Source organism: Amycolatopsis sp. NPDC004625 (assembly GCF_040609695.1).
Lineage (GTDB): Bacteria > Actinomycetota > Actinomycetes > Mycobacteriales > Pseudonocardiaceae > Amycolatopsis.
In genome coordinates, this window is record NZ_JBEXKX010000010.1 from 38,146 (window position 1) to 60,246 (window position 22,101).

Genomic DNA, 22,101 nt, shown 5'->3' on the forward strand with positions numbered 1-22,101 from the left:
CAGGTGGGCCGGCGGCGGGCCTTTCGCGGCCCCGCCGCCGGCAATACCTGGCCTTCGTTTCACACTACGTGCTAATTTATTCACCCCGTGTGATAGCGAAGGACGTTTTTGTCTCACCGAGAGGTCATGATGACGCCTGCCGTCAGTAGCGTCGACGGTTCCGCCACCACTTCCCCGCGCCGCACGCCCGGTGCCAGCAGTTCCCGCAAGGTCCTCCAGTTGCTGCTGGCCTTTTCGGAGCGCCGGTGGGAAGCCAGCGTCGCCGAGCTCGCGGCGACCATCGGCAGCCCGGTGGCCACGACCTACCGCTACGTGGCCCTGCTCAAGGAGCTCCAGCTGCTCGAGGAGGGCCGGGCCGGGCACTACCACCTGACCAGCCAGGTGATGCCGCTGGCGCGGGCCGCGCAGCTGGCGAACGACATGGTCCGGCTGGCGCGCCCGGCGATGGAGGAAGCGGCGCGGGAACTCGGCGAGACGGTGATGCTGTTCCAGCAGTTCGGCGACTCCGCCGTGTGCGCCGACCGCGTCGAGTGCGACCGCGCCATGCGCTTCACGTTCGAGCCGGGGCATTCGCTGCCGCTCGGCGTCGGCGCGTCCGGCAAGATGCTGCTCGCGCTGCTGCCCGAAATCGAGCGGGACCGGCGGTGGGCGTCGATCGTCGAGCAGCGCGGCCCGGCGGTGCGCGACGAGCTGAAGTCGGCGCTGGAGAACCGGTACGCGGTGAGCTCCGGCGAACTCGACGAAGGTGTCTGGGCGTGTTCGGTGCCGGTGCAGACGATCGGCAGGCGGCCGACGGTGCTGAGCCTGGCCGGCCCGGCCGCCCGGATCACCGAGGAGGCCCGGCACACGGCGATCACCGCGTTGCAGGAGTACGCGATCCGCATCCAGCGGTCGATCTCGTCTTATTCGCTGTGAGAAACCCGCGCGGGCGCGTAGAACTGCCCGGGTGATCCGGCTCGCGCGTCCCGACGACCTGCCCGCGCTGATCGACGTCGAACGCGAGGCCGGCGCGCTCTTCCGCGACGTCGGCATGGCCGCGATCGCCGACGACGACCCGGGCTCGGTGGCGGAGCTGGCGGCGTACCAGTCGGCCGGCCGCGCGTGGGTGAGCGTCGACGCCGCCGACCGGCCGGTCGCCTACCTGATCGCGGACGTCGTCGACGGGTGCGCGCACGTCGAGCAGGTTTCGGTCCGGCCGTCCCACGCGCGCCGCGGGCTCGGCAAGGCCTTGATCGAGACGCTCGCCGAGTGGGCTGCTTCGCGCGGGCTGACGGCGTTGACGCTGACGACGTTCGCGGCGGTGCCATGGAACGCGCCGTACTACGAGCGGCTGGGGTTCAGGGTCGTCCCGGAGGCGGAATTCGGCCCCGGGCTGCGCTCGATCCGCCTCGCCGAGGCGGCCCGTGGCCTGGACGCCTGGCCACGCGTTGCGCTGATCCGACCGCTCTGACCTGCGGTTTTCTCTCCCGCTCCCCTACTTGGGGGAGAGAGTGGCGCAGGCGGTCGAACATGTGTTCTACTGTGCCTGCCGGTCCCGGAGGGGGAAGCTCCGCGGGCCGGCCCACAGACTTCGGGAGGTTGTTGTGGCGGTCAAGATCACCCACCTGACGAACGGCCAGCAGGTGCGTTTCGCCAACGCCGACGGCGCCCGCCGGTACGCCGAAATCATGGGCGGCGGCGTGGACAAGTGGCGCTTCACGGTCGTGCCCGAGGACCCGATGCTGCGAAAAATGTCGGACTCGGTCGTTAACGTGCCGGTATGGCGTGAGCCGTGTTCGCGCTGAAAGCTTGCTGACCTGGCCTTATGATCCTTGATCTTGAGTTGCGACGGTAGCATAGCGCGCCCTCAGGTGATAAATTGAGTTCGTGTCCGAACTGCTACATAGCCTCTTCGCGAGCTTCGACCTCGAGCTGAGGGCCAGCGGGAAGAGTCCCCACACCGTCGACACCTACCGTCACGCGGTCCTGGGGTTCTCCCGCTGGCTTGTCGAGCAGGGGCGTGAGCCTGTCGACGACGAGTTGACCCGCGACAACATCCGCCAATGGCTGGCGGACCTCCGGGAGATCCGTTCCCAGAACACCCTGGCGACTCGCTATGCCGGCCTCTCCCGCTTCTGCAAGTGGCGCGTGCGCGAGGGCCTCGCCGATGAGGACCCGATGGCGGGGATGCCCATCCCTGAGTGGTACGAGCCGCCCGTCCCCGTCCTCGAAGACGACCAGTTGGCCGCGCTGGTGAAGACGTGCGCGGGGAAGGACTTCCGGTCACGTCGCGACGAGGCGATCATCCGCCTGCTTGCTGACTGCGGGCCGCGCATTTCCGAACTCTGCGGCATCCAGGCGGAAGAGGTCGACTTCGTCGGCAAGGCGATCCCGATCATGGGTAAGGGGCAGCGGCCCCGGCTGCTCTACCCATCCGGGTTCCGGACCTGGCAGTCGCTGGACCGCTACAGGCGCGAGCGCCAGAAGCACCGCCTGCACTATCTACCGGACTTCTGGCTAGGTCTCCGCGGACCGATGAGCCCTGGAGGCATCCGGCAGATGCTCCATGCTCGCGGCGGGCTGATTGGCATACCCGACCTACATCCGCACCAGCTCCGGCATACCAAAGCCCACGATCACCAGGTGGCTGGCGGGAACACCCTCAACTTGCAGCGCCAGATGGGGTGGACCTCTGACCGTATGGTCAAGCGTTACGGCGCGTCCGCGGCTGATGCCCGAGCGAAGGCTGAAGCTCAGCAGTTGAGGCGCGGTGACCGCTTCTAGGGGGAAAGCCAGTCGGTAACGAGACGGAAGATCGAGACGACTTCGACGAACAGCCACACCTGAAGGTAGGAGCGCCCGCCATGTCGACCACCCTCCGTGCCAGAGGAATCACCCCGCTTCGGATGGTCATCGGCCTGGCGATCCTCGCGGCGCTCGTCCTCGGTTCACTCTGGGTTGGTGGCGCCTTCGCCAGCTCAGGCCCGCACCAGGTGTCGGTGAAGGTCGGCGGCCCCGCCGGCACGTTCTACCGGATCGCAGGCGGCCCGGGGGGCGACACGGGACCGATGAGCCCCGGCGCCGACTACCGGACCCAGTTCACGACCGACAAGGACGCAGAGGACCTGGGCCTGCTGGTCACTGTGACCCCTCCGGAGGCGCAGGACGCCTGGTGTCGGATCGAGTACGACGGCAAGGCAGTGGCGCTTCCGCGCCGCGTTGCCGGTTCATCCGATCTGGTGTGCAGCATCGGCCGCTGACTTCACCCTCAGGCGGTACCCTAGCTGCTGCACCTCTTCGCGGAGGGACGCCCCCGGGTAGCTCCCGGGGGCACGCGGAGAGGTCGACTCCGCGAATGAGGGTGGTCAACATGGACCATGCCGAGATTGGCGAACGACTGGGCAAGATCCGTCGGCGCCGGGGCATGAGCCTCGATACTGCCGCCGGTCTGGCAGGCATTTCGAAGGCGTACTGGTCGATGCTCGAGAACGGCAAACGGCGCTTCGAACGCCGCGGGCTGCTCGAGGATCTAGCCGGCGCCCTTGGTTGCGCGGTCTCGGACCTGACTGGACAACCGTACCTGCCGGGCGACAGGCTCAGCGCCGAAGCGATCGCCACGCTACCGCCCATCTCCGTGGCTCTGTTCGATTCAACACTGGACGATGTGCCAGAGGACATACGCGTGCGGCCGGTCGGTGAACTCGCCCGACTTGCGGCACGAGCGAACGCCGCCTCAGCGGACTCACGCTATGGGCTGGCCGGTCACGCCCTCGGGGACCTGCTGACGGAGTTGCATGTACACGCCGTTACCGGGAATGCAGACACTCGACAGGCAGCACTCCGCGCCCTGACGGAGGCGTGCATTGTCGCTATCGGCACTGCCCGAACTCTTGGGAACAACGACCTGGCGGCCATTGCGGCACGGCGCGCACAGGACGCAGCAGCACGCCTGGAAGACCCGGCGCTTGGCGGCTTCGCAGCCATGTCCGCATCCGTCGTTCTAGGGCGGATGGGGGCACGGTATCGGGCTCAGCGCGTCACCAGGCTGGCACTCGAATCTGTCAGCGGGGCCGATCCCGACGCCTCTGACACCGCGCCCGCCGAAGCCGCCGGGATGCTGCACTTGGCCTCTGCGCAACTTGCCGCGAAGGATCAAAACGTGGACGCCGCAGACACTCACATTGGGGTGGCCGCCGAGCTTGCCGCACGCACGGGCGAGCGCAGCACGTTGCGTTACGACTTTGGTCCGGCGAATGTTCAGGCGTGGAGTTTGTCCCTTGCTGTTGAACTCGGCATCGGCCCCGAGCGCGCCGAGCAAATCACGCGTGTGGAGAACTACGATGCGGGGCTTCGTTCGGCCGAACGAAAGGCCGCCCTCCACTTCGACCTAGCACGTGCGTTCATCCAGGCCGGAGGCGCCCGCGACGCTGACGCCATCCGGCACCTTGACCTTGCAGACCGGGTCGCTCCCTTGCGAGTCCGCCATGACCCGATCGCGCGCGAAGTCGTGGCCGAATTGGACGTTCGTGCCCGTCGGCGCGCTTGGGAACTCGACAGCCTGAAGTCACGCCTCCAGGTGAGTTAACAGGTTGTGAACGTCTGAGCTTAGTTCGCGCTTAGCATCACTAATGTGACGGCGTGTGACGGTGAGATGCTCCTCGCTGAGAGGGGCAACGAGAGCGACCGGGTTCCTCTTCAGGACCGGGCCGAACACGAACACACCCTCTCCGCGCCGTCACCCTCAGCCGATGTTACCCCGGAGTTGGAGACCGCATTCCGTCAGCTGGCACGCCCCCGCAAGCCAGGCGAAGCGATGACGAGAGCGGACTACGCCGCGGGCCGCCGGGTCCTCGCGGCCTACTGGCCGATGTACGGCACACCTAGACCGTTGCCGGAGCGTTGGCGGTGACCGCGCTCGACGATTGGTCGTCAAGCAGCAGGGCCGACACTGGCGAGTGGTGGGAGCGGCACGGCTTCTGCGACGGCCTAGCGCACCTCTACCCGCACGCTCAGCTTGTCCAGGACTGGCCGGCGCTGGTGTTGCCGGCGTGCGAGCTGCGCCGGCCACAGCCGCGTGGGCACGACCGGCCGAGCATCACTCCGCGGCCCGTGCAACCACATCCAGACCGGATGTGCCCCTACTGCGTGGACCAGACCAACCCGATCACGGAGGTGCCCCGTGCCCGCCGATGATGTCGCGGAGCCCTACTACGTCCGCGACGTAGCCGAGCTGGCGCAGAAGCTGGCACTCGGCATGTGGATGGTCTTCCGCCACGAACACCTTGGCGACGTGTGCGACCTGGACACGTGGAAGGCGGCGCTGCGAGAAGCGTGCGCACAGCTCGATGTGGTCGAGCGGGTGGTCACCATCCCGCGCAAGGACCTGACTGTCGTGTTCAACGCCGAGTTGGTGCCGAGTGCCGAACAGGTTCAGGCGTCAGTGAGCAGAGTCGAACTCGATCGGTGGATAGCACGCGAGTTGCGCCCCGAGATACCTGCACGGATAGCGCGGGGCGAGTAGACCCCCCGACTGGCACGTCCTGTCCTCCCTCCAGGACGACGGGCCAGCCGGGTTCCAACTCCACCCAACCACAACAACCATGTCCTACCCCGGATACGTGGATTGGGTGGTGCGCCTCCGGCGATGAGAACCGGAGGGCAGGGGGCTCCCACACGGCTCCAGTAGTGGGAGCCCCCATGCGCAACGTACGGGCTCTACCCTTCCCCGCCAGTTCGCCGGTCAAGCCATTCGATGAACGCCACCGGCGGGTTCTCGCCATGCCGCTCCGCCTGCTCAACGATCAACTTCGCCAGGAAGGCGACATCAGCGCTGGCTGCTTCTCCACGCTCTGCCAGCTGTTGCGATCGTTCTGCGGCAAACATGGTTCGTTCAAGCAGGGCTCCATAGTCGTCGGCTACATCAAGGGCGCGTTCGAGTAGACCGTTCGCGCCCCCGTTGAGGTGTTCGTCAACTTCGTCCAACGTGAGCGCAAGCGGAGAGTCCAGCTCGCCAGCGACGTGCGCCCCCGTGGTGCTCACGATCATGTACCCGCCGTAGCCAACCGCCAGAGGATCCCGGGCCCGCGACTTCAAGAGCCGCATTCCTCGCCGCTGAGCCACGCGACGCAGTCGGTTCTCTCGGATCTTCTGGTCAACCATCTCTCTCCTCTGGTATCTGAAGCTATACTAGAGATGATGCCCTAAGTGATGCTGGAAGGCAAGCCCGAAGGTGTAGACGCAGCTCAAGCTACATATTGATCTCCACGCCCTAGACGCACGAAACGCCCCCACTCTGCAATGAGAGTGGGGGCGTTTTGCTGGGCCTACTTCGTGCCAGGAAGGTTCCTGGTCTCGCCCGGGGTGCTACCCCCCGAGGGCTTGCCTGAAGGCTCAGGAACGACCTCAGCCGCTACCGGGGCAGCGGGTTCGGACTCGCCGCGCCAGGCGCTGTACGCGGCGCTGGCAGGGTTGAACGTGGTTTCGACCGGGCGGTATTCCTGTTCGGACACGGTCCGCTCCTTCAGTTCTTGGGCAGCAGCGCAGCGGTGCTCGGGTCGCCGACGAAGTGGGCAACAACGCCCTTCAGGACGGCGACCACACCAGCGCCGACACCGACACCGACAGCGGCCTTCCAGTCGATGTTGAGGACGTTCACGGCGTCGAGACCGACGACGGAGAGGACACCGCCAGCAACGGAGGCGAGGGCACGCTCAGCGAGGTCACGGACGAAGTTGGACATGGGTTGATACTCCTCGGTTAGGCGGCGGGGCCGATGTGGACTTCGCCGGTGATCTGAATGTTCTGCTTCACGGCGTCGGTGACGATCTGCCGCACCTGATCGACCGTGAGGTCCGGCTGAGACGACAAGGCAGCCACGGCCGCGCTGAGCCCAGCAACCTTGGCGTCGATGCTCGCTACGGGCGGAATCACCACAGGGGTCTTCTGGTCGGCGAACGCCGGCTGGCCGTTCAGGCCGCGAGCCGCAATGAAGACCTCCGCCAGGATGTCCTTCATCGGCACAGCGTGGCCGTCCCACCAAGTGACCTTCGTGTCCAAGAACTCCTGCGGGGTCATGTCGTCTCCCTGTGCGTTGTGCTGGCCCCAGTCGGCGGCCAGGATGTCATTCACGTCGCATGCGATCCCGCCCACGACGACGGATCCGATGCGCTGGAACAGGCGCGCTTTGGTCGTCCGCCGCCCCTTGGACCATGCGGCTGTCTGCCAGCCGTACTCAGCCAGCCCCGCACCGATGACGGCGTCGAGCACGTCAGCTTCGCCGTACACGCCGATGGGGCGGCTGCCGAGCACGGAGGCGATGCCCCCGAAGTAGGCTTTGACCGTTTCCATCTGAGTCGTGATGTCCTGGTCGACAGCGAAGTAAAGCGGGCGCGATGCCGGAAAGCCGATGTTCGCGGCGTCCGCGGCAATGGCTCTTGCCGCGTCCACGCCACGGCCCCAGCCCTTGAGCGCATCTCCGGATAGGTCTTCGAAAATCAATGCGACGCCAACGCCGTTGCGGTCCATGTCTTGGAACTCGGCTTTGGTGATGTTCTTGGGTCGCCATGGTGTGCCTGCGTAGCGGACCACGCCGACGTGTCCAGCGGCGCGAACAGCGGCACCAGCTGGCCGGCCCGCGGAGTAGTCGAGTGCAGTAGCCATCAGGCTGCTTCTTCCATATAGAGGGGTGGTGGATCGGGTATCTCGCCGCCGAGTGATCGCAAGGTGTCTACAACCTTGCGATCCCAGCGAACATGCGCGGTGATTCGCTGCTCTTGGGCGCGCTGCGCCTGCCACAGCCGGCGAGTCTCTGCCTGAAGTTCGGCGACCTGATCAGCAAGTTCAGCACTCGTCGCGGTCGTCGCGGTCAACAGTGCTGCGGTGCCGTCCGTCTTCAACTTACGCGCCTCAGGACGCGCCTTGAAAACTAGAACTACGGCGGTGATCAGCGTTGCCGCCGCGACGACGACACCGCCGGCGACGGTCCAGAAGTTCACTGGTCGGCCACCTTCCTTGCGTGGCCGAGGGCGTGGGAGATCTGCCATGTTCGCCATGCTGAGGCGACAGCAATAGCGCCGAGCAGCAAGCCGAACGCCAACGCTCGTTTCCCAGAGTTCCCGAACGCCCAGATCGTGTAGGTCGCGCACACACCAGACAACCCGACAAGGCCGGCGCGTTCCACCAGGACACCAACGGCGGTGTGTGCGCGAGCGATTCCCGTCAGGGTCAGCACGCAAGTCACCAGCGCCAGGCCCAGGAACACGCGGGCCCATGGTTCGGGGTACGCCTGAAGTGTGGTCGTGGCGAACTGGTCGAACGCGACAAGTCCAGCCACGCAGTACAGACCAAATGCTAGCGTCATCAACACTTCAAACGGTGATCGCTGCGCGGGGTTGATCATCGAACGTTCCTCCGTCTGAAGTCACGGCGAGGTTGTGCCAGCGAACCAGCCCTGCGCGAATGAGAAGGCCACGCCGAGAATGGAAACAGGAGTCACCGCTATAGCCGAACTGGCACCACCGGAAACCACGCGAGAAAAGATATCGACCCCGAAGAAGTTGCCGATCGATGGCTCGGGCACCTGCACCGAGTACGGGCCGCAGGTGGTCAGTACGCCCGGTGATACCGTCGTGGATGCAGGTGCTTGCACAGTTGGGCTGGTCCAGTTCCACCCGGTGACCGCGTCGTAGATCTTCACGTAGCTCTCTACTACGGACGCCGCACCTGCGCCGCCCCATGAGTTGTTCATCCGCCACTGGGCTAGAAAGCAGCTATTGAGCTGCTGCACCTGCCCGGTGTAATACGAAGCGAACGAGCCACTGCTGTTGAAGATGAGACCGGGGTTGGTCGGGTACATCGGGACCTGGATGTAGGGCTGCGCCAGACCATAGCCAACGTCCACGTCGGAACCTAGTACTAGGTTTGCTGCACCGTCGTAGATCAGCACCGCGGCGCCCGAGGCCCCGTTGGGGCGTGGCACTACCGCGAAGTCCACAGTGCCGGAATGTGAAACGATGAACGGGTACTTCGACTGGCGGCCCTGCTCGTCGGCCTGGCGTTGCTGACGATTCAGCTTGTTCACCAGGAAGTCCGACGAACCGGGCCGCTCGATCGGCTGGTTGGCGACCACTCAGGACCCCCTAACTGCTTGCAATTGGTGCAGCACCTTGTCCCGCTCGGGGCCGCTCGAGATACCGAGGATTCGGTACGAGTACTTGCCGTTCTTCAACCAGTGGTGGTGCTTCACGCTGTAGTCCGCGAAGTGGCCCGGCAGGTACGACCCCAGCCGCGGGTCAGCGTCGGCCAGCACAGTGGCCTGCCACTGCTCCGGCTGCGAGTTGTACAAGGCCACATCGGCGGACGCCCAGCTGTCCAACGTGGTCTGATCGGACGCCGAAGTGTGCCCAGAGTCGACCATGTCCAACATCGGCCACCCCGCCGACACCAGCGTGGTGTCAGTCGAGTAGCCGTAAAGCTGCCCTGCCTCGTTCCCCGTCCCCTTCACGAACGATGTGTTCGCCTGGTCCGACCCATCCCCGGAGATGGCGAGCTTCACCAGGTTCGACCGGTAGTCGAACAGCAACGGCACACCAGGCTGCGTCAGGTAAGGGTTACCGATCAGCATCCGATGCCGGATGTAGCGCAATCCACCAACGACGGTCAGGTAGGGCTGGAACAACACGTCCGGGCCGCCGTCGACCTGCGTCAACTCCTGAAGCCGCTGGCCGGCCATCGCCATGTCGTAACCGTGATACGTGCGGGTATTCGTCCCAGCCGGGAACAGCGCAGGAAGGTCCAACGGCAGGGCCGAGCCTGGCCGGTACACCATCGACGTGGCGTGATACGCGATGTTGAGAGCGATGTTCGGCAAGCTGTCGGTAACCGCGAGATCCGCCGAGCTGTCAGTGATCCGAGCAGAGGCAGGATTCCAGGTGCGGGCGTGACACAACCGATGGTTCAAATTCTCCCAGAACCCCTTACCCGACACCGTATGCACCGGGCTATCGTCATCCGGCGCATACGGCAGGATCGGCCCGGCCTGGCAAACCGTGTCGCTTGGGACGCCACGGCCACGCACGATCGCGACGGAGAACCGCCACGGCACACACCACTCACGGACCTTAGCCGCCCGTGCCGACCCGTGGAGTGGGACGGTGATCTTCCAGCCCCCCACGTCGTTGATCCGCGCCGACCACTCCGGTTCCTTCGTCAGGTCCAAGTCGAACAGCACCCGCCCGGTCACGGTGTCGTAGGCCAGCGCGGTGTATGCGCGTTCTACCGTGGCCACGTCTACTCCACCTGGCGGTAGCGAGCCTGGAAGTCCTCATCGGAGAGGAACTCCCCCATCTCGTCGTTAGCGACGAACCACCAGCCAGGCAGCAGGGTCAAGTCACCGATGATCCCGGACGGCACAGTCACCACGCCGGCCTGTTCGGTCACTGGGCCGAAGGCAGTTCCCGGTCCTCGCTGCTCGACCGCAGCGATCACGGCATCAAGGTTGGTGCCGTCCCACTGTTCGGCGTCGTATGTCCGCACGAAGCGCGGCATTGTCATCTCCCATCCAGCTACGGCTAGGCCGCTGCCTGCTGCTTCCAGACCTTGGCCATGGCGTTACGCAGCGCGTTGTTGATCGTGGTGGCGGAGCCGTTGTTGTAGAAGTAGAAGCAGAACTGCTGTCCCGCAGTGAGGTACGCCGTGCCGCTCAACGCGTAGTCCGTGCCGTTGGTGAAGCCAAGGAACGGCACAATGTGTGTGGCATCGGAGTAGGTAGTGGCACCGACGCAGATCCCGCCGTTCACGCCCGCGGTCGAACGCAGCTGGCCGAAGAACGAGTAAGGCCCAGCTGTCTGGCACGTCCAGGTGTCGGTGCCGTTGAACGTGAGCCCGTTTGGCGAGACGACGTTGGTGGCGAACTGGAGTTTGTTCGCGCCGGTGGCCAGCGCAGGCGTGGTCCGCCCGTCCTTCCACTCGCCGCCGATATCAACGCCGTAGCGCAGCTTCTGCCACGTCCCGTCGCTTTTCAGGACCTCATACAGGTCGGTGGTGGGGTTGTAGCGGGTGTCCCCGACCTTGCCGGCCGTGTCGCTGTCGCCCTCCATGAGAGCGCGGGTCGAACCGATTACACCCACCGAGCGGCGAAGCCGAGTCAACGTGATGACCCCACCGGTCGACACCTGCGCCCGCGCCAGCGGGATACCGATACCGCCACCCGAGGTGGGGAAGCTGGTGTATACGCCGAGGCTGTTGACCGTAATCGGGTCGACAGGGACAGCGCCCGGCGTTCCCGTGATGATCTCGATGCGGCAGGGGTTGCCGTCCGGCGACGTGTCACCCTGCGCAGAGTCGTACCAGCGCATGACGACAATGTCGTTGCGCGGGTTCGACCCAGGCGCCGCGTCACATGTCACCGACGCAGCCGAAGTCAACCAACCCTCATAGGGGCCCTGACCGGTGCGGAACGCCACCGCGGTACCAGGCGCCACACTCATGGTCAGTCCGGACGTGACAGTCACAGCCAGGTCGGTGAACCGAAGGTTCGCCACGTCCCACGTCGTCGGAACGACACCAGAGCGGGTGCCATTCAGCGGGGTGGTGTCGTTGTTCTGATAGATGGCCTGGATCAGGGCTCGACCCTGACGGGCGTTGTTCCGGTTCTGGGCAGTCCAGAAACCAGTCGCCGCAGCGTTGGTGGGCATCGGGCCCCCTCCTAGTTGTAGGCGTACTGCCAGGTGGCGGTGACCGATCCCGCACCAGTGCCGGAGAACTGGACGGACGCTTGACTGCCGGGCGAAATCTCGATCCACTGCGCCGACGCGAGGAATCCGGAACGGTCAACACCGTTGAGGGCGACCGAGCGGGAGAACGGTGAAGTGTCGATGACGAGGGCTTGCCCAACGTCGACCAACCCGGTGTAGGCGATCACGTCGCCGGTAGCCGGATTGGTCAACGTAGGGTTCGTCACCGGACCAGTGACCGTGAACACGGGGAATGACGTTGCTGTGCCGGTGTTGCTCAGCGCTAGGACACCGCCGGTTCCGCTGGTACCCCAGTCCAACCCGCCCGGCGTGCCGGCTGTGTAGTCCAGGCCACCAGGGCTGCCCGCAGTGAAGTCCAGGCCGTCAGTAGACGCACCGCCCACGCTGATCGGTCCCGCTGTCTGCACTGCGGTGTCGAGCCAACGCGGGTCAACGGCGTACAGCTGAAGTTGCCAGTCGAAGCCCTGGGCATCACTCCACGGCTCCACTTTCACGGCCGCGTTGTCGAGTTCCACAGTCAGCTGACGGGACGAAAGGCCGTCGTTCCTTACTAGGATCGACTGGCCGCCATCGGCAAAGAGGGCCAACAGTCGATCTCGAGCAGAGGCAGCGCCCGCAAAGTCAGGCGCCTGACACCACCCTTGCACAGTGTCGGAGCGAGCCCCGAGGTATGAGCGGGCGCGATACGCACCCATACCAAAGGGCCGCTCCGTTGTGTGCATCTTTCGCGTCGAACCGCTGTTCAACGTCTGTGACGTGACCACCCATCGGCAGCCGTAGTCATCGTCCACATTGGCTGCCCAAGTACCGACCGTGTACGTCGGCAGGATCACTGAAGTGGCCACGTCATGCTCCCCTCATGGCCCAGCCGAGTTCGCCGGAAACGGCAGCGGCGATGCTGTTGGGATCCATTGCCGCGGAATTGACCGTCACGTAGTTGTTGACCGTGGTTCCGCCGGCCATCGCGGGGATGCGACCCATTCGAGCGTTGGTTTCGTCGAGCAATCGCTGAGACCGCGACGACATCGGGTCAATTGGGATGTACGCCTCAGGGACCCGCATGTTGTCGCCGATCACGCGTAAGGTGCCGGGCGGCACGATGTTGGCGAGCGGCGCCATTGGGCTGAGCGTCCGGCCGGCGTCATTGAACGCAACGCCACCCTTGGCGAACGCCGCGATACCACCCTCTGCGAACATCCGGATGTTGGTGCCGGGCACCCTCACGGACTCGCGGTAGTTGACACCTACGTTGATTGTGGCCGTGCGATCCCTTGCCGCGTAGTCGATGGCCGCGTTAGCTGCCCCCGTCTTCGCGTCAGCGTTCACCCACGCCCACGTGCCGTTCGCCTGCTGGACCCACAGCTGCAACTTCCCCGACGCGGGATCGGTACGGGAGTTCAGGTTCGTCCAGCCCCAGGTTCCGTCAGCCTGCATCTGCCAGGCTTGGACCTTGCCCGTAGCTGGATCCACCCGCGTATCCGTGGTGGTCATGCCCCACGTGTTGTTGGTCTGCTGCTGCCACTGCGTCACCGATCCGGTGGCGTCCTTGGTGTCGGCGTGAACCGCAACGACCGGGTAGTAGTGGTTGATCTCCTCGAGCAGACGTGCGGCTGCGTCGTGGCCTTCCTTGGTGTCAGCGAACACCTGGAACCGACCGTCCGGGAGCTGAACGACTTGGTCACCCAGCTGCTGAAGGGCATCGACCGCCGGCTGAGTGAGGGTGTCGACCACGATGCCCTTCTTGTCGGGCACCGCCTTCAACTGTCCCTGGATGCCGAGGAGCTTGTCTTGCAGCTGCTGGTCACCCTTCGCGGCGAACTGCACCGCAACCTCAGCCGGGATAAGACCCAACTTGTCGGCGAGCTGACCTGCCTGTGTCTTCGTCAGACCCGCAGCGGTAGCCGCGGCAACGAACTTGTCCCGGGTCCGCTGAGTGACTTCCTCAACGCGACCAAGAGAAGTAGCGAGGCTGTCACCAGTGGCCTGGCTCTGCGCGAACGCTGCCGCAACCTCTGTACCCATCGCCGTCGACAGAGAGCCGAACACGCCTTGGAGGGAAGCGCCCTTGGCCGTGAGGCCGTTGATGCCACCCTCGCCGTTGACGAGGTCGGAGAACGTACCCTTCAGCTTGCCGCCGGAGTCGTTGACCTGCTTCATGTACTTGTCGGTGTCGTCGAACGCCTTCGTCGTCTGCGCTTGCGCAGCCGAGAGGGTGTTCCCCTTGCCCGACAGCTGATCTAGGACAACCCCGAGCGCACCGCCCTGGTCGGTGACCGACTTAGTTGCGTCGCCGAGCGTCGCCAAAGCCCCCGACATCACCGCGGAGTCCGCGGCCGACATCTTCAGCTTCTCGCCAGCGAACCCGGTGGCGTCGCCAAGCTCACGCATCTGACGCTGAGCCTCAGCGGTCGCGCGTGCCTGTTCCCGCACTTCGGTAGCGAGGTCACGCTGACCTTGAGTCGACGCCTGGATAGCACCCAGCGCCGAGTTCACCCGGTTGATGTTCTCGTCCGTGCTGCCAGAAGTTCCCCGGACAGCCTCATCCAGGTCCTTATAGCCAGCGATGGACCCGCCGAGAGCGGCGTTGTAGGCGTCGGTCTTGCTGATCCCGTTTTCCTGCAACGCTTGCCAGTCGCCCTGGGTCAGGTTCGCTGCCAGGGTTCCGCGGACGTTCATGTCCATCTGCTTGGTGAACCGGTCGAGAGCGCCAGCGCTGCCGGTCATCGCATCGGTGGTGAGCTGGCTACTGACGCCGTACTCGGCGAGTAGCTGCGACCCGGTGTGCTGGCTTACGCCAAGCTTCTTGGTAGCCAGGTTGTTGGCTTCCATCGCACGGGTATTCGCTGTCACCGCACCGGTAGACGACAGCGTGCCCTTGATGTCCGCGACAGAGGCGTTGAACTCCGCGGCCTTCGCCGCGGCTTCCTGACTCTTCTTCCCCCACTGGTCGAGCAGGAACCCACCAGCAACCAGGGCAAGCCCAAGCGGGTTGATCCCGTTGTCGACGACAGACTTCAGTCCGGCCCTGAGCTTGGCGCCCTTGCCTTCGACGCCATCCATTGCCGCCTTGAACGGGGTCGTCTTATTGCCGGCCTCGTCCAGCGTCGTGGAGAACGCCTTGACCCCGAAGCCAGTGTCGGTCAGCGAAGAGCCGAACAGCTTGGCGATCGAGTTGGTGGCGAGCATGGAGCCGCCGAGTTGGCCGACCGGCTCAGCCCACGAACCGAGGGCCGCGGTCATACCAGTGACGATGTTCAGGCCACCGCCGACAGTCCCCAAAAATCCCGAGGTGGTGCCGGTCAGGAGCGGCATACCGTGCGTCGCGAGGTTGTTCGCGACGGTCAGGACCTGATCCACCGCCCCGCCGAACTGCGGAAGCACCACGTGTCCACCACTGGCGAGGTTCGCCAGCAACGCACCCGTCTGTCCCAACAGGTTCTGCGTGATCCCGCCGAAGTCCCGCATGGACTGACCGGCAGCGTCTCCGCCCTTGGCCAGGTTGGTGAAGAAGTTGGACAGGCCGGTGCCCGTCTGCGCCGTGAAGGAACGCAGCCCCTTCAGTGGGGCCTCAGCAGACTCCACCGCCGTGACCACACCAGGCATCACGTTGACGGCGAAGTCGCTCGCCGCGCCGCTCAGTTCCCGGATGGCGGGCGCGGAGCCACGAACTGCGGTCTGTACTGCCGGACGGACCTTCGTCCACGCGTCGTTCATCGTGTCGATGGCGCCGACGACATCGTTCTCAAGCGGCTGCGCCATCGCCGTCGCGTCAGTCTGAACCTGGTGGGACAGTTGCTGGAACGAGGACTGCACACGCTCGTTGCCAGAGACCATCGACACAGCGAGTAGGCCGAACCCACCGCTGACGAGGGCAAGCGCTGCCGTGGCCCCTGCCGCACCCACTAGGGCAGCCGCAGGCAGACCAGCCGACAGACCGAGGAATTTCAGCCCATCGAACTGAGCGTTCGCCCGCTTGGCCGCCCGGTTCATCTCGCTCTCGACAGCCGCGCCGCCCTTGCGTGCCGAGTTGCGAGCCCCGCTCTCATCGACCTCAACCGGGATGTTCGCCTTGACACCCGACTCCGCAAGGTGGACGAGGGCTTGCAGTTGCGCCCGGTACTTCTCAGCGCCCTCAGGCGTCGTCGGGATCTCGGCACGGACCAGCGTCTGCGCCTTCTTGAGCGACGCCTCAAGGTCACGGCGGAACATCTCCGTGTCCGGGGTTACCGGAACGTCGAGCGCCTTCGTGGCAGTCGAAGCGATGGCGGCCTGGATCTTCCGCCGCCATGCCTCATCGATCGGGTTGGTGACCTCCGGCCGGATGGTCGGCTTGGTCTCCCGCTCGATCTTCTCCTTGACGATCTTGGCGTTCTCGGGATCCTTCAGCGCCGTCTCAAGCTTGATCGGCTTGTCGCCCTCGAGCTTCGCCCGGATCTTCTTCTCGTCGCCGGACGTTTCGTCCTTGAGGTGGACTTCGACATATGCGCCGGCCAGCTTGAAATCGCCGTCACCTTCGGGCACCGGTCACCCCTAACCCAGGTCGAACACCCCGGCCTGGTTCACGCCCATAGGGCCGTAAGGCTTGGTGTTGTTGAGAGCTGCGAGGTCATCGCGGCTGTATGCGGTCATCGCAGGCTGTGGCGAATCAGCGGGCTGAGGCCGACGAGTCACCTGCTCATCACGGGCTTCATTCATCAACGCAAACCGGACCGCGCCGTCGAACAGCGGGAGCCGGTACATGCGGGGGAAGAACAGAGCCGCGGGCAAGTCGTCCATGTCGTCGACCCGGTGGAACACGGACATGTCGCACAGCACGTCATCTAGGTGGATGACGAACCACCCGAGTTCTGAGAGCCGGTCATGCCACGTGTCGATCAGGCTTTTGGGACGAACGCCCCGTTGGGGAGAAGCTTGTCCATCAGCGCCTGAAGGACCGTGGTCATGCCGCTGCGGCTCAGCGTCTCGCAGCCGACCAACGCGTCCCACGCTTCCGGCTCAAGCAGCTTCTGCGCAGCGAACGCGAGGGCCGCGGGCTCCCCGGCCGTGACGGCGATCTCGTACGCCTTGAGCGACCACGACGGTGGGACAAGCTTCGGGATCGTGTAGGTCTTGCCGCCGATGGTGAACAGCGGCTCCCGGTCAGCAACCAGGGCTTCCGTCTCGGCACGGGCAGCGTCGTCGTCAAGGACGATGCCGAGGTCGGCCGGCGGCTTGGGCTTCGTCCGACGCGGGGTGGTCGACGCCTTGCGGGTGGCGGTCTTACGGGGGGTTGATGCGGCCATGCTTTGGTCCTCCTGACAGGACTGGAGATGGGGCAGCCCCGTACCCGCGGCGGTCAGGCACACGCGGGTACGGGGCTGCGTCGGGGGATGGATCAGCTGGTCTGGTCGATGATCCGAATGGGGCTCACCGTCTCCGTGACGAAAAACGCCTGGAACTCCGCCTTCAGCACCTGCTGATCGGCCTTGCTGTAGTCGAGCGAGGTGTTGCCCGACGGCAGGACCTTGCGCAGGATCACGCGCCGCTTGTACGAGGCGCTGCCATCGGTCTTGTCCGGGCCAAGGCCGTCGATCAGCAGGGTCCGGTACGGGGCGCGGTTCGCGGTCTGGCCGGCGTTCAGGTCAGAAACGGCGTAGTTCGCGCCAGTCGAGCCCGCCGTCATGTTCCAGGCGTAGTTGAGGTTGACACGGGTGATCTCGGCGAAGTTCACCGTGCACTTGATCTTCCGACCGGTCAGCCGGGCGCCCAGGTCGTCGGGGACCTGGTCGCCCATCAGCGAAGTCCACGTCGGGTCGATGCTGATGCTGGTACCACCGAGGGTGAAGCCTGTGTCATAGAACGCCGAAGAGGCGGGCGTAAGGTTCACGTCGGTCAGCGCCGGCTCGTACGAGAGAGTCGGGTCGAACGCGTTCTTGTAGATGTACAGTCGGGCGGGACCCATAACCAGGTTGGTCGGGTCAAGGCCGGCAGTGTCAGCCATGAAAACTCCATGAGGGAATGGGGACCTGACGGCCCCAAGAGGGTTGTTGTCAGTTCCCCATCACGGGGTGCTTTTAGCGACCGGGACCCATTTCAGGACCAGGTTCAGGGCGTACACGGCATAGCTGCCGAAATCGCCATAGCCACGACGTGGCTTGCCGATGAGGTAGGCGGCCTTCACGACCGCGTTCTCATCGCACGCCGGAAGTTCGAGGAACCACGGCGTGAGGCTGTACGTGCCAGCCTGGACAGACAGCGCAAGGTTGCGCGCCTTGTTCCACGGTGGGTCATCGCTGCCGGGCGTCACAGCCCAGCTGCGGACATCCATCACCGGAGACTCCAGACGAAATTCCGGGACAGTGGTGCCGCCAGCCAGAGCCACGGTGACGTACCCGGATGTTGCCCAGGTGGAGTTGTCGCGTGGCAGTGTCTCTCCGACCATTACAGTCGAGAAGCCGGAGAGTTGGCCGATCCACGCTTTCGCCACTGCCTCATCTGAGGCGTAAATGAATGGAGCCATGTCTCAGACCCGCCTTCGGAATAGCGCGGGACGTAAATACGGCTGAGGTGGGACGATGTCGCCCGTGAAGACCGTCTCCCCTGTGTGGGGATCCCGGTAGGCCACGCGGTGGCCCTCTTCGACGTACAGGGCGTAGTTCAGATCGCTGCCTATCCGGGCGGTCTCTCCACGGATCTCACTGGACAGCGACTCACGTAGGTGGCCAGTGTCGACAGGAACCATCGCCTGCGCGTCCTCGAGGACTTCGCCGACTAGCCTGCCGAAGAGGTCCCGAACATCGGCGGCGATCTTCTCTCGCCAGTCTCCGCTAGGGACGTACTTCACGGCTCACCCCCCGTCGTCGCCGACGCGCTTAAGATCGAGTTGGGTATCGGGCTCACGGCCGGCTTGCTGCGGCCTGGTGACGTTCAGGACGACGTACAGAGCACCGGTCTTGCCGTCTCGGATGCGGTCGCCGGTTTTGATGTCCGTCGTAGAGGGGACGGTCCCGAGGACGCTCCGCACCACACGGGGTGTCTGCGATGCGTGGTCCCAAAAAGTGGCGCGCTTCTCTTCGATCGCCGCCAGGACGTTCGTGTAGAGCGGCGCGCTGTTGTTAGGAACCGGGTCCCCGTAGTCGGGATCCGCGCTGGTGCCTCGGTAGATCGAGGCACGGCAGGTCGCTAGCGCCCACATCAGATTGACCGCCAAACACCCGGGTCCTGGTAGTCGTCGCCGTACACGTCCCTGCGAGGATCAGCGTCCTCATAGGGTGCGCGCACACGCAACGACTGCGCCTGGAGCCACGACACCCGCCTCAGCGCATCCTTCGCGAACGGCGCAAGCGTCATCGCGGACGGCGCGTAACTCGTCGACTGCGCCCCGCCCGACGACGTGAGGTCAAGGCGGTCGAACGCGTCAGGCTGCGAGTTGATCCACGCGGCCTGATAGCAGACAGCGAGCTTCAGCCAGTACTGGTCCCGGGCACCGATGCGGTCAGCATCGACCGGCAGGCGACCAGCCCTGATATCGATCGTGGCCTGTGCGACCGCCAGGGTTGCGGCGTCCACGTTGGCCCGCGTGTAGGTGGTCACATCCGTGGTCGTCGCCCATGTGTCGGGCATGTATGCCTCCCCACGGCGAAGGGGGCTGCGCGGACTTGCCGCGCAGCCCCCTTGTCAGGTTGACGTTGGTCAGCCGTTGACGAGGATCGCGAACGCGCCCGGCGCACCCACCGCGAACGCCTTGCGGGCGCGGAAGTACAGGACGTTCTCGTCGGTGTCGACACCGATACCGGTCTGCGAGTCCTGGAAGTTGACCGCCAGCGGGTCGCGGTCACCGACCTGGAGGTACTGCCGGTTGCCGAAGACGATGAACGGCTTGCCGGTCGGCGACGGCGAACCGGCCGCGCTGGTCTTCGCGCCGAGCGACCACTGAAGCGTGTAGCCGAACAGGGTCACCGTGCCGCCCTGGCCACCCCCGGCGGTGCCGTTGGTGCTCTCGTTGAAGATCGGGCGGTTCGAGCCGTCCTTGATGCCGCGCAGGGTCTGCGCGAAGGACGGGTGAGCGATCACGACGGTCTGAGCCGGGTCGAAGTAGTCGCCCTGCTCAATCTGCCCCAGCGAAGCGGACAGGTTGTCGTACGTGATGCCGCCCGTGCCGGCCAGGGTCAGGTTCGCGTTCGCGGTGTACCCGGTCGTGCTGTCGGCCTGGGTCAGCAGGTAGTACAGGCTGTCGAAGCCCCACCCGCTGGTGCCCTTCGCGGCAGTGATGCCGAGGGTGACGTTGTCGAACAGCTTGCCGTACGAGGTCGCGGCGTCCATGCTCTTCGTGTCGACGATCGACGCGAGAGAGTCGGCCATGTCCTCTTCGGCGACGGTGACCTTGCCGCCGAACTTGTCGGCGTTCAGGAGAACCGAGTCGTTGCCCGAGCTGTCCGCCGGGGCGCTGGTCGACTTGGCCCAACGGCCGATGACGACGCCACCCGAACGCGGGGTGTACTTCGTCTGCGAAGACATCGGGACGTGATTGCCCCAGCGCTCAACGGCCGAAGCCTGCTGGACTTTCTGGATGACATCGGGGTTGGTTTCGACCGGGATCCACCCGGCACCCGTGAAGGAAACGGCCATGATGGCGTCTCTCCGTTTCTTGAAGAGGGAAAGGGGAAAGTCACCGCCGATCCCTCACGGGGCTGCGGTTTCAGGTGGGCCCGTCTTCTCGACAGGTCAGGAATAGCGAGCGGCGATTTGTTCGCCGGGGGTCTTCGGGGCCGTGGCGGCAGGACGGCCACCAGGAGTCAGCCTCCCGGGCTTGGGCTTCTCGCCCTCACCCTCAGCCTTGAAGAACTCGGGGTACTCGGCCTTGACACGCTTGACTTCAGCGTCGAGGCCGGTGATCTCGCCGTTCTCACCGATGTCCAGGTTGGACAGGATGATGAGGCCGGCCAGAGCGCCCACCCGATCGGTGCGGGCGTCTGCTTCGAGCAGAGCAGCGCGGGCAGATGCCTTGACGGCGGTCGGCTTGTACAGGGCAGCGGCTGCTTCCAGCGCTTCCCGCTTCGCCTTCTCTGCGTCCGTCTCGGTCTGCTTGCGCAGTTCCTTCAGTTCCAGACGGCGTTCAGCGGACTCAGCGTTGACCTTCGACAGCTTCGCGGTCAGCGCCTCGTACTGCTCACGCGTCGGCGGAGTCCACTCCTCAGCCTCCGTCGCCTTCGCGACAACGGGCGCCTCTTCGGTCGTGGTCTCAGTGGTGTTTTCGTCCGCCATCTCGGCGCACCTCTCCTATGGAAAGAAAGCCCGTCGCGGGCTGCTTATTTGTCGAATGAGCCGCGTTTAACTGCGGCCCGTGACTTCGCCTTCACCGATGCCGGAACACGCCAGCCATATGGGGAAGGTGAGTTCTTCCCTGCCCCGATGCGGGTCAGGAGTCGGTCGGCGGCGCTGAGGCGCGCACGTTCGCTGTCGAAGTCGGAGTCGCCGCGCAGCACGGCGCGTTCAGCCTCACGACGAAGCGCCTGCGGCATGTCTTCGGCCGCTGACGCCAACGCTGCTGCGGCAGCGCGACGGGCCGCGTCTGCGGCCACGGTGTCGCCCTTGGCTAGCGCGTCCTTGATGGCTTCCTGCCAGTCGTGGGTGACGGCCCCTGCTGCTTTCGTGTCGTGACCTATCCAGGGCGAGACACGGCAGCGGCAGTTGTGGTGAAACGGGGGTTCGGTGACGGGAGCGAACTCGCCGCGTCTGCCGCCGAACCGGGTCCCGTCCGGGAACGGCTGCCCAGGAGTCACCACATGCCCCGCCAGAGCAGTACAAGACAGGCACGCGTTTCGCTCTGCAATCCAAACCAGTCGAGCGCCGACCTTCTCGGCGGCTACGCGGATCCCCGCGTTCAGCTCGTCGTTGAAGGTTGTCCGTGCGGTGCGCTCAAGGATGGCCTTCGCCTGCCGCGCAACAGACGCCTGTTCCAGCACTTGATCAAGGTCCGCGTTTTCCAACTTTCGTAACTCGTCGGCGCCGGTCTCGAGCTTCTGCTGTGCCCAGCGGACGCCGCGGTGGATCGCGTCCCGGGTGTCCTTCGACACCTCGCCGGGATCACCAATCGGCGGGATCCCGGCCTCTCGTGCGCCCTGGTCGGCACCGAGCAGCCGTGCCCGCTGAGCGTGCTTGAGAAGCGCGTCATTCGGGTCCAGGCCGATACCTACGATCTGGGCAGTCAGGTCGTCCAGAAGCCCTCTGAGCCGGGCGCCTTCGGCCTGCGTCTTCGGCGGCCCGAATAGGCGGTTCCAGGTCCGGAGGATCCAGCGCCACAACGCGGTGAACGCCGACTCGACAGGCGCGACAACATCAGCAACAGCCGCGTTCTCAGCGGCCATAGCGTCATCGTCGTGCTTGCGAA

At 65.2% G+C, this 22,101-nt stretch carries 28 protein-coding genes; 7 read left to right on the plus strand and 21 right to left on the minus strand.

What is annotated here, in order from left to right; translation table 11 throughout:
- Nucleotides 1-129: 129 nt before the first annotated feature.
- The 7 genes from ABZW17_RS13555 to ABZW17_RS13585 all read left to right on the plus strand — a co-directional run bounded on the left by ABZW17_RS13555 (nucleotide 130) and on the right by ABZW17_RS13585 (nucleotide 5,500).
- Nucleotides 130-915, plus strand: coding sequence for an IclR family transcriptional regulator (locus tag ABZW17_RS13555; protein WP_354813354.1), 786 nt, complete (start codon nucleotides 130-132; stop codon nucleotides 913-915).
- A 31-nt stretch (nucleotides 916-946) separates the two neighbouring features.
- The gene (locus tag ABZW17_RS13560; RefSeq protein WP_354812998.1) at nucleotides 947-1,450 is read left to right on the plus strand and encodes a GNAT family N-acetyltransferase; all 504 of its coding nucleotides are present in this window, start codon (nucleotides 947-949) and stop codon (nucleotides 1,448-1,450) included.
- A gap of 133 nt (nucleotides 1,451-1,583) precedes the next feature.
- Complete coding sequence (locus tag ABZW17_RS13565) at nucleotides 1,584-1,784, plus strand: hypothetical protein (protein WP_354813000.1); 201 nt, start codon at nucleotides 1,584-1,586, stop codon at nucleotides 1,782-1,784.
- A gap of 82 nt (nucleotides 1,785-1,866) precedes the next feature.
- On the plus strand, nucleotides 1,867-2,763 hold the full coding sequence (locus ABZW17_RS13570; protein WP_354813001.1) for a tyrosine-type recombinase/integrase: 897 nt from the start codon (nucleotides 1,867-1,869) through the stop codon (nucleotides 2,761-2,763).
- An 80-nt stretch (nucleotides 2,764-2,843) separates the two neighbouring features.
- Nucleotides 2,844-3,239, plus strand: a complete 396-nt coding sequence (locus ABZW17_RS13575; RefSeq protein WP_354813002.1) for a hypothetical protein — start codon at nucleotides 2,844-2,846, stop codon at nucleotides 3,237-3,239.
- A 110-nt stretch (nucleotides 3,240-3,349) separates the two neighbouring features.
- Entirely contained in the window at nucleotides 3,350-4,564 is a 1,215-nt protein-coding gene (locus ABZW17_RS13580) for a helix-turn-helix transcriptional regulator (RefSeq protein ID WP_354813003.1), read from the plus strand.
- 594 nt (nucleotides 4,565-5,158) lie between these two features.
- Nucleotides 5,159-5,500, plus strand: coding sequence for a hypothetical protein (locus ABZW17_RS13585; RefSeq protein WP_354813005.1), 342 nt, complete (start codon nucleotides 5,159-5,161; stop codon nucleotides 5,498-5,500).
- 194 nt (nucleotides 5,501-5,694) lie between these two features.
- Here the strand turns inward: ABZW17_RS13585 and ABZW17_RS13590 are convergent, their stop codons facing one another.
- The 21 genes from ABZW17_RS13590 to ABZW17_RS13690 all read right to left on the minus strand — a co-directional run bounded on the left by ABZW17_RS13590 (nucleotide 5,695) and on the right by ABZW17_RS13690 (nucleotide 22,078).
- Complete coding sequence (locus ABZW17_RS13590; RefSeq protein ID WP_354813007.1) at nucleotides 5,695-6,138, minus strand: hypothetical protein; 444 nt, start codon at nucleotides 6,136-6,138, stop codon at nucleotides 5,695-5,697.
- Nucleotides 6,139-6,499: 361 nt separating this feature from the next.
- A complete protein-coding gene (locus tag ABZW17_RS13595) occupies nucleotides 6,500-6,718 on the minus strand; it encodes a holin (RefSeq protein WP_354813009.1) in 219 nt (72 codons plus the stop codon).
- A gap of 17 nt (nucleotides 6,719-6,735) precedes the next feature.
- Nucleotides 6,736-7,638 (minus strand): glycoside hydrolase domain-containing protein, encoded by a 903-nt coding sequence (locus ABZW17_RS13600; protein WP_354813011.1) that lies wholly within the window; start codon nucleotides 7,636-7,638, stop codon nucleotides 6,736-6,738.
- Nucleotides 7,638-7,973 (minus strand): hypothetical protein, encoded by a 336-nt coding sequence (locus ABZW17_RS13605; RefSeq protein ID WP_354813013.1) that lies wholly within the window; start codon nucleotides 7,971-7,973, stop codon nucleotides 7,638-7,640. Before ABZW17_RS13605 ends, ABZW17_RS13600 begins: the two co-directional genes overlap by 1 nt.
- Nucleotides 7,970-8,377, minus strand: a complete 408-nt coding sequence (locus ABZW17_RS13610; protein ID WP_354813015.1) for a hypothetical protein — start codon at nucleotides 8,375-8,377, stop codon at nucleotides 7,970-7,972. The genes ABZW17_RS13605 and ABZW17_RS13610 overlap by 4 nt, the downstream gene beginning before the upstream one ends.
- 21 nt (nucleotides 8,378-8,398) lie before the next feature.
- Nucleotides 8,399-9,106, minus strand: a complete 708-nt coding sequence (locus ABZW17_RS13615) for a hypothetical protein (protein ID WP_354813017.1) — start codon at nucleotides 9,104-9,106, stop codon at nucleotides 8,399-8,401.
- Entirely contained in the window at nucleotides 9,107-10,264 is a 1,158-nt protein-coding gene (locus tag ABZW17_RS13620; protein WP_354813019.1) for a hypothetical protein, read from the minus strand.
- 2 nt (nucleotides 10,265-10,266) lie between these two features.
- Nucleotides 10,267-10,524: a hypothetical protein gene (locus ABZW17_RS13625; protein WP_354813021.1), complete on the minus strand. Its 258-nt coding sequence runs from the start codon at nucleotides 10,522-10,524 to the stop codon at nucleotides 10,267-10,269.
- A 23-nt stretch (nucleotides 10,525-10,547) separates the two neighbouring features.
- Entirely contained in the window at nucleotides 10,548-11,672 is a 1,125-nt protein-coding gene (locus ABZW17_RS13630) for a hypothetical protein (RefSeq protein ID WP_354813023.1), read from the minus strand.
- A gap of 11 nt (nucleotides 11,673-11,683) precedes the next feature.
- A complete protein-coding gene (locus ABZW17_RS13635; RefSeq protein ID WP_354813025.1) occupies nucleotides 11,684-12,577 on the minus strand; it encodes a hypothetical protein in 894 nt (297 codons plus the stop codon).
- Nucleotide 12,578: 1 nt separating this feature from the next.
- A complete protein-coding gene (locus ABZW17_RS13640; protein WP_354813027.1) occupies nucleotides 12,579-16,253 on the minus strand; it encodes a hypothetical protein in 3,675 nt (1,224 codons plus the stop codon).
- 9 nt (nucleotides 16,254-16,262) lie between these two features.
- A complete protein-coding gene (locus ABZW17_RS13645; RefSeq protein WP_354813029.1) occupies nucleotides 16,263-16,535 on the minus strand; it encodes a hypothetical protein in 273 nt (90 codons plus the stop codon).
- 71 nt (nucleotides 16,536-16,606) lie between these two features.
- Nucleotides 16,607-17,014 carry a hypothetical protein gene (locus tag ABZW17_RS13650; protein WP_354813031.1) on the minus strand — a complete coding sequence of 136 codons (408 nt, stop codon included), beginning with the start codon at nucleotides 17,012-17,014 and terminating at the stop codon, nucleotides 16,607-16,609.
- A 92-nt stretch (nucleotides 17,015-17,106) separates the two neighbouring features.
- On the minus strand, nucleotides 17,107-17,712 hold the full coding sequence (locus tag ABZW17_RS13655) for a hypothetical protein (protein WP_354813033.1): 606 nt from the start codon (nucleotides 17,710-17,712) through the stop codon (nucleotides 17,107-17,109).
- A 60-nt stretch (nucleotides 17,713-17,772) separates the two neighbouring features.
- Complete coding sequence (locus ABZW17_RS13660; RefSeq protein WP_354813035.1) at nucleotides 17,773-18,198, minus strand: hypothetical protein; 426 nt, start codon at nucleotides 18,196-18,198, stop codon at nucleotides 17,773-17,775.
- A 36-nt stretch (nucleotides 18,199-18,234) separates the two neighbouring features.
- Nucleotides 18,235-18,555: an HK97 gp10 family phage protein gene (locus ABZW17_RS13665; RefSeq protein ID WP_354813037.1), complete on the minus strand. Its 321-nt coding sequence runs from the start codon at nucleotides 18,553-18,555 to the stop codon at nucleotides 18,235-18,237.
- Nucleotides 18,556-18,558: 3 nt separating this feature from the next.
- Nucleotides 18,559-18,921 (minus strand): hypothetical protein, encoded by a 363-nt coding sequence (locus tag ABZW17_RS13670; protein WP_354813039.1) that lies wholly within the window; start codon nucleotides 18,919-18,921, stop codon nucleotides 18,559-18,561.
- A complete protein-coding gene (locus ABZW17_RS13675; RefSeq protein WP_354813041.1) occupies nucleotides 18,906-19,334 on the minus strand; it encodes a hypothetical protein in 429 nt (142 codons plus the stop codon). The genes ABZW17_RS13670 and ABZW17_RS13675 overlap by 16 nt, the downstream gene beginning before the upstream one ends.
- A 69-nt stretch (nucleotides 19,335-19,403) precedes the next feature.
- Complete coding sequence (locus ABZW17_RS13680; RefSeq protein WP_354813043.1) at nucleotides 19,404-20,339, minus strand: phage major capsid protein; 936 nt, start codon at nucleotides 20,337-20,339, stop codon at nucleotides 19,404-19,406.
- A gap of 96 nt (nucleotides 20,340-20,435) precedes the next feature.
- On the minus strand, nucleotides 20,436-20,975 hold the full coding sequence (locus ABZW17_RS13685) for a hypothetical protein (RefSeq protein ID WP_354813045.1): 540 nt from the start codon (nucleotides 20,973-20,975) through the stop codon (nucleotides 20,436-20,438).
- 44 nt (nucleotides 20,976-21,019) lie between these two features.
- Nucleotides 21,020-22,078, minus strand: coding sequence for a hypothetical protein (locus ABZW17_RS13690; protein ID WP_354813047.1), 1,059 nt, complete (start codon nucleotides 22,076-22,078; stop codon nucleotides 21,020-21,022).
- Nucleotides 22,079-22,101 lie beyond the last annotated feature (23 nt).

What these genes read in the sequence shown, in the direction of transcription:
- ABZW17_RS13590 (WP_354813007.1), bottom strand. Translation starts at nt 6,138, where the DNA reads ATGGTTGACCAGAAGATCCGAGAGAACCGACTGCGTCGCGTGGCTCAG.
- ABZW17_RS13575 (WP_354813002.1), top strand. Translation starts at nt 2,844, where the DNA reads ATGTCGACCACCCTCCGTGCCAGAGGAATCACCCCGCTTCGGATGGTC.
- ABZW17_RS13610 (WP_354813015.1), bottom strand. Translation starts at nt 8,377, where the DNA reads ATGATCAACCCCGCGCAGCGATCACCGTTTGAAGTGTTGATGACGCTA.
- ABZW17_RS13630 (WP_354813023.1), bottom strand. Translation starts at nt 11,672, where the DNA reads ATGCCCACCAACGCTGCGGCGACTGGTTTCTGGACTGCCCAGAACCGG.
- ABZW17_RS13555 (WP_354813354.1), top strand. Translation starts at nt 130, where the DNA reads ATGACGCCTGCCGTCAGTAGCGTCGACGGTTCCGCCACCACTTCCCCG.
- ABZW17_RS13600 (WP_354813011.1), bottom strand. Translation starts at nt 7,638, where the DNA reads ATGGCTACTGCACTCGACTACTCCGCGGGCCGGCCAGCTGGTGCCGCT.
- ABZW17_RS13690 (WP_354813047.1), bottom strand. Translation starts at nt 22,078, where the DNA reads ATGGCCGCTGAGAACGCGGCTGTTGCTGATGTTGTCGCGCCTGTCGAG.
- ABZW17_RS13580 (WP_354813003.1), top strand. Translation starts at nt 3,350, where the DNA reads ATGGACCATGCCGAGATTGGCGAACGACTGGGCAAGATCCGTCGGCGC.
- ABZW17_RS13655 (WP_354813033.1), bottom strand. Translation starts at nt 17,712, where the DNA reads ATGGCTGACACTGCCGGCCTTGACCCGACCAACCTGGTTATGGGTCCC.
- ABZW17_RS13625 (WP_354813021.1), bottom strand. Translation starts at nt 10,524, where the DNA reads ATGCCGCGCTTCGTGCGGACATACGACGCCGAACAGTGGGACGGCACC.
- ABZW17_RS13675 (WP_354813041.1), bottom strand. Translation starts at nt 19,334, where the DNA reads ATGCCCGACACATGGGCGACGACCACGGATGTGACCACCTACACGCGG.
- ABZW17_RS13685 (WP_354813045.1), bottom strand. Translation starts at nt 20,975, where the DNA reads ATGGCGGACGAAAACACCACTGAGACCACGACCGAAGAGGCGCCCGTT.
- ABZW17_RS13650 (WP_354813031.1), bottom strand. Translation starts at nt 17,014, where the DNA reads ATGGCCGCATCAACCCCCCGTAAGACCGCCACCCGCAAGGCGTCGACC.
- ABZW17_RS13680 (WP_354813043.1), bottom strand. Translation starts at nt 20,339, where the DNA reads ATGGCCGTTTCCTTCACGGGTGCCGGGTGGATCCCGGTCGAAACCAAC.
- ABZW17_RS13645 (WP_354813029.1), bottom strand. Translation starts at nt 16,535, where the DNA reads ATGTCCGTGTTCCACCGGGTCGACGACATGGACGACTTGCCCGCGGCT.
- ABZW17_RS13595 (WP_354813009.1), bottom strand. Translation starts at nt 6,718, where the DNA reads ATGTCCAACTTCGTCCGTGACCTCGCTGAGCGTGCCCTCGCCTCCGTT.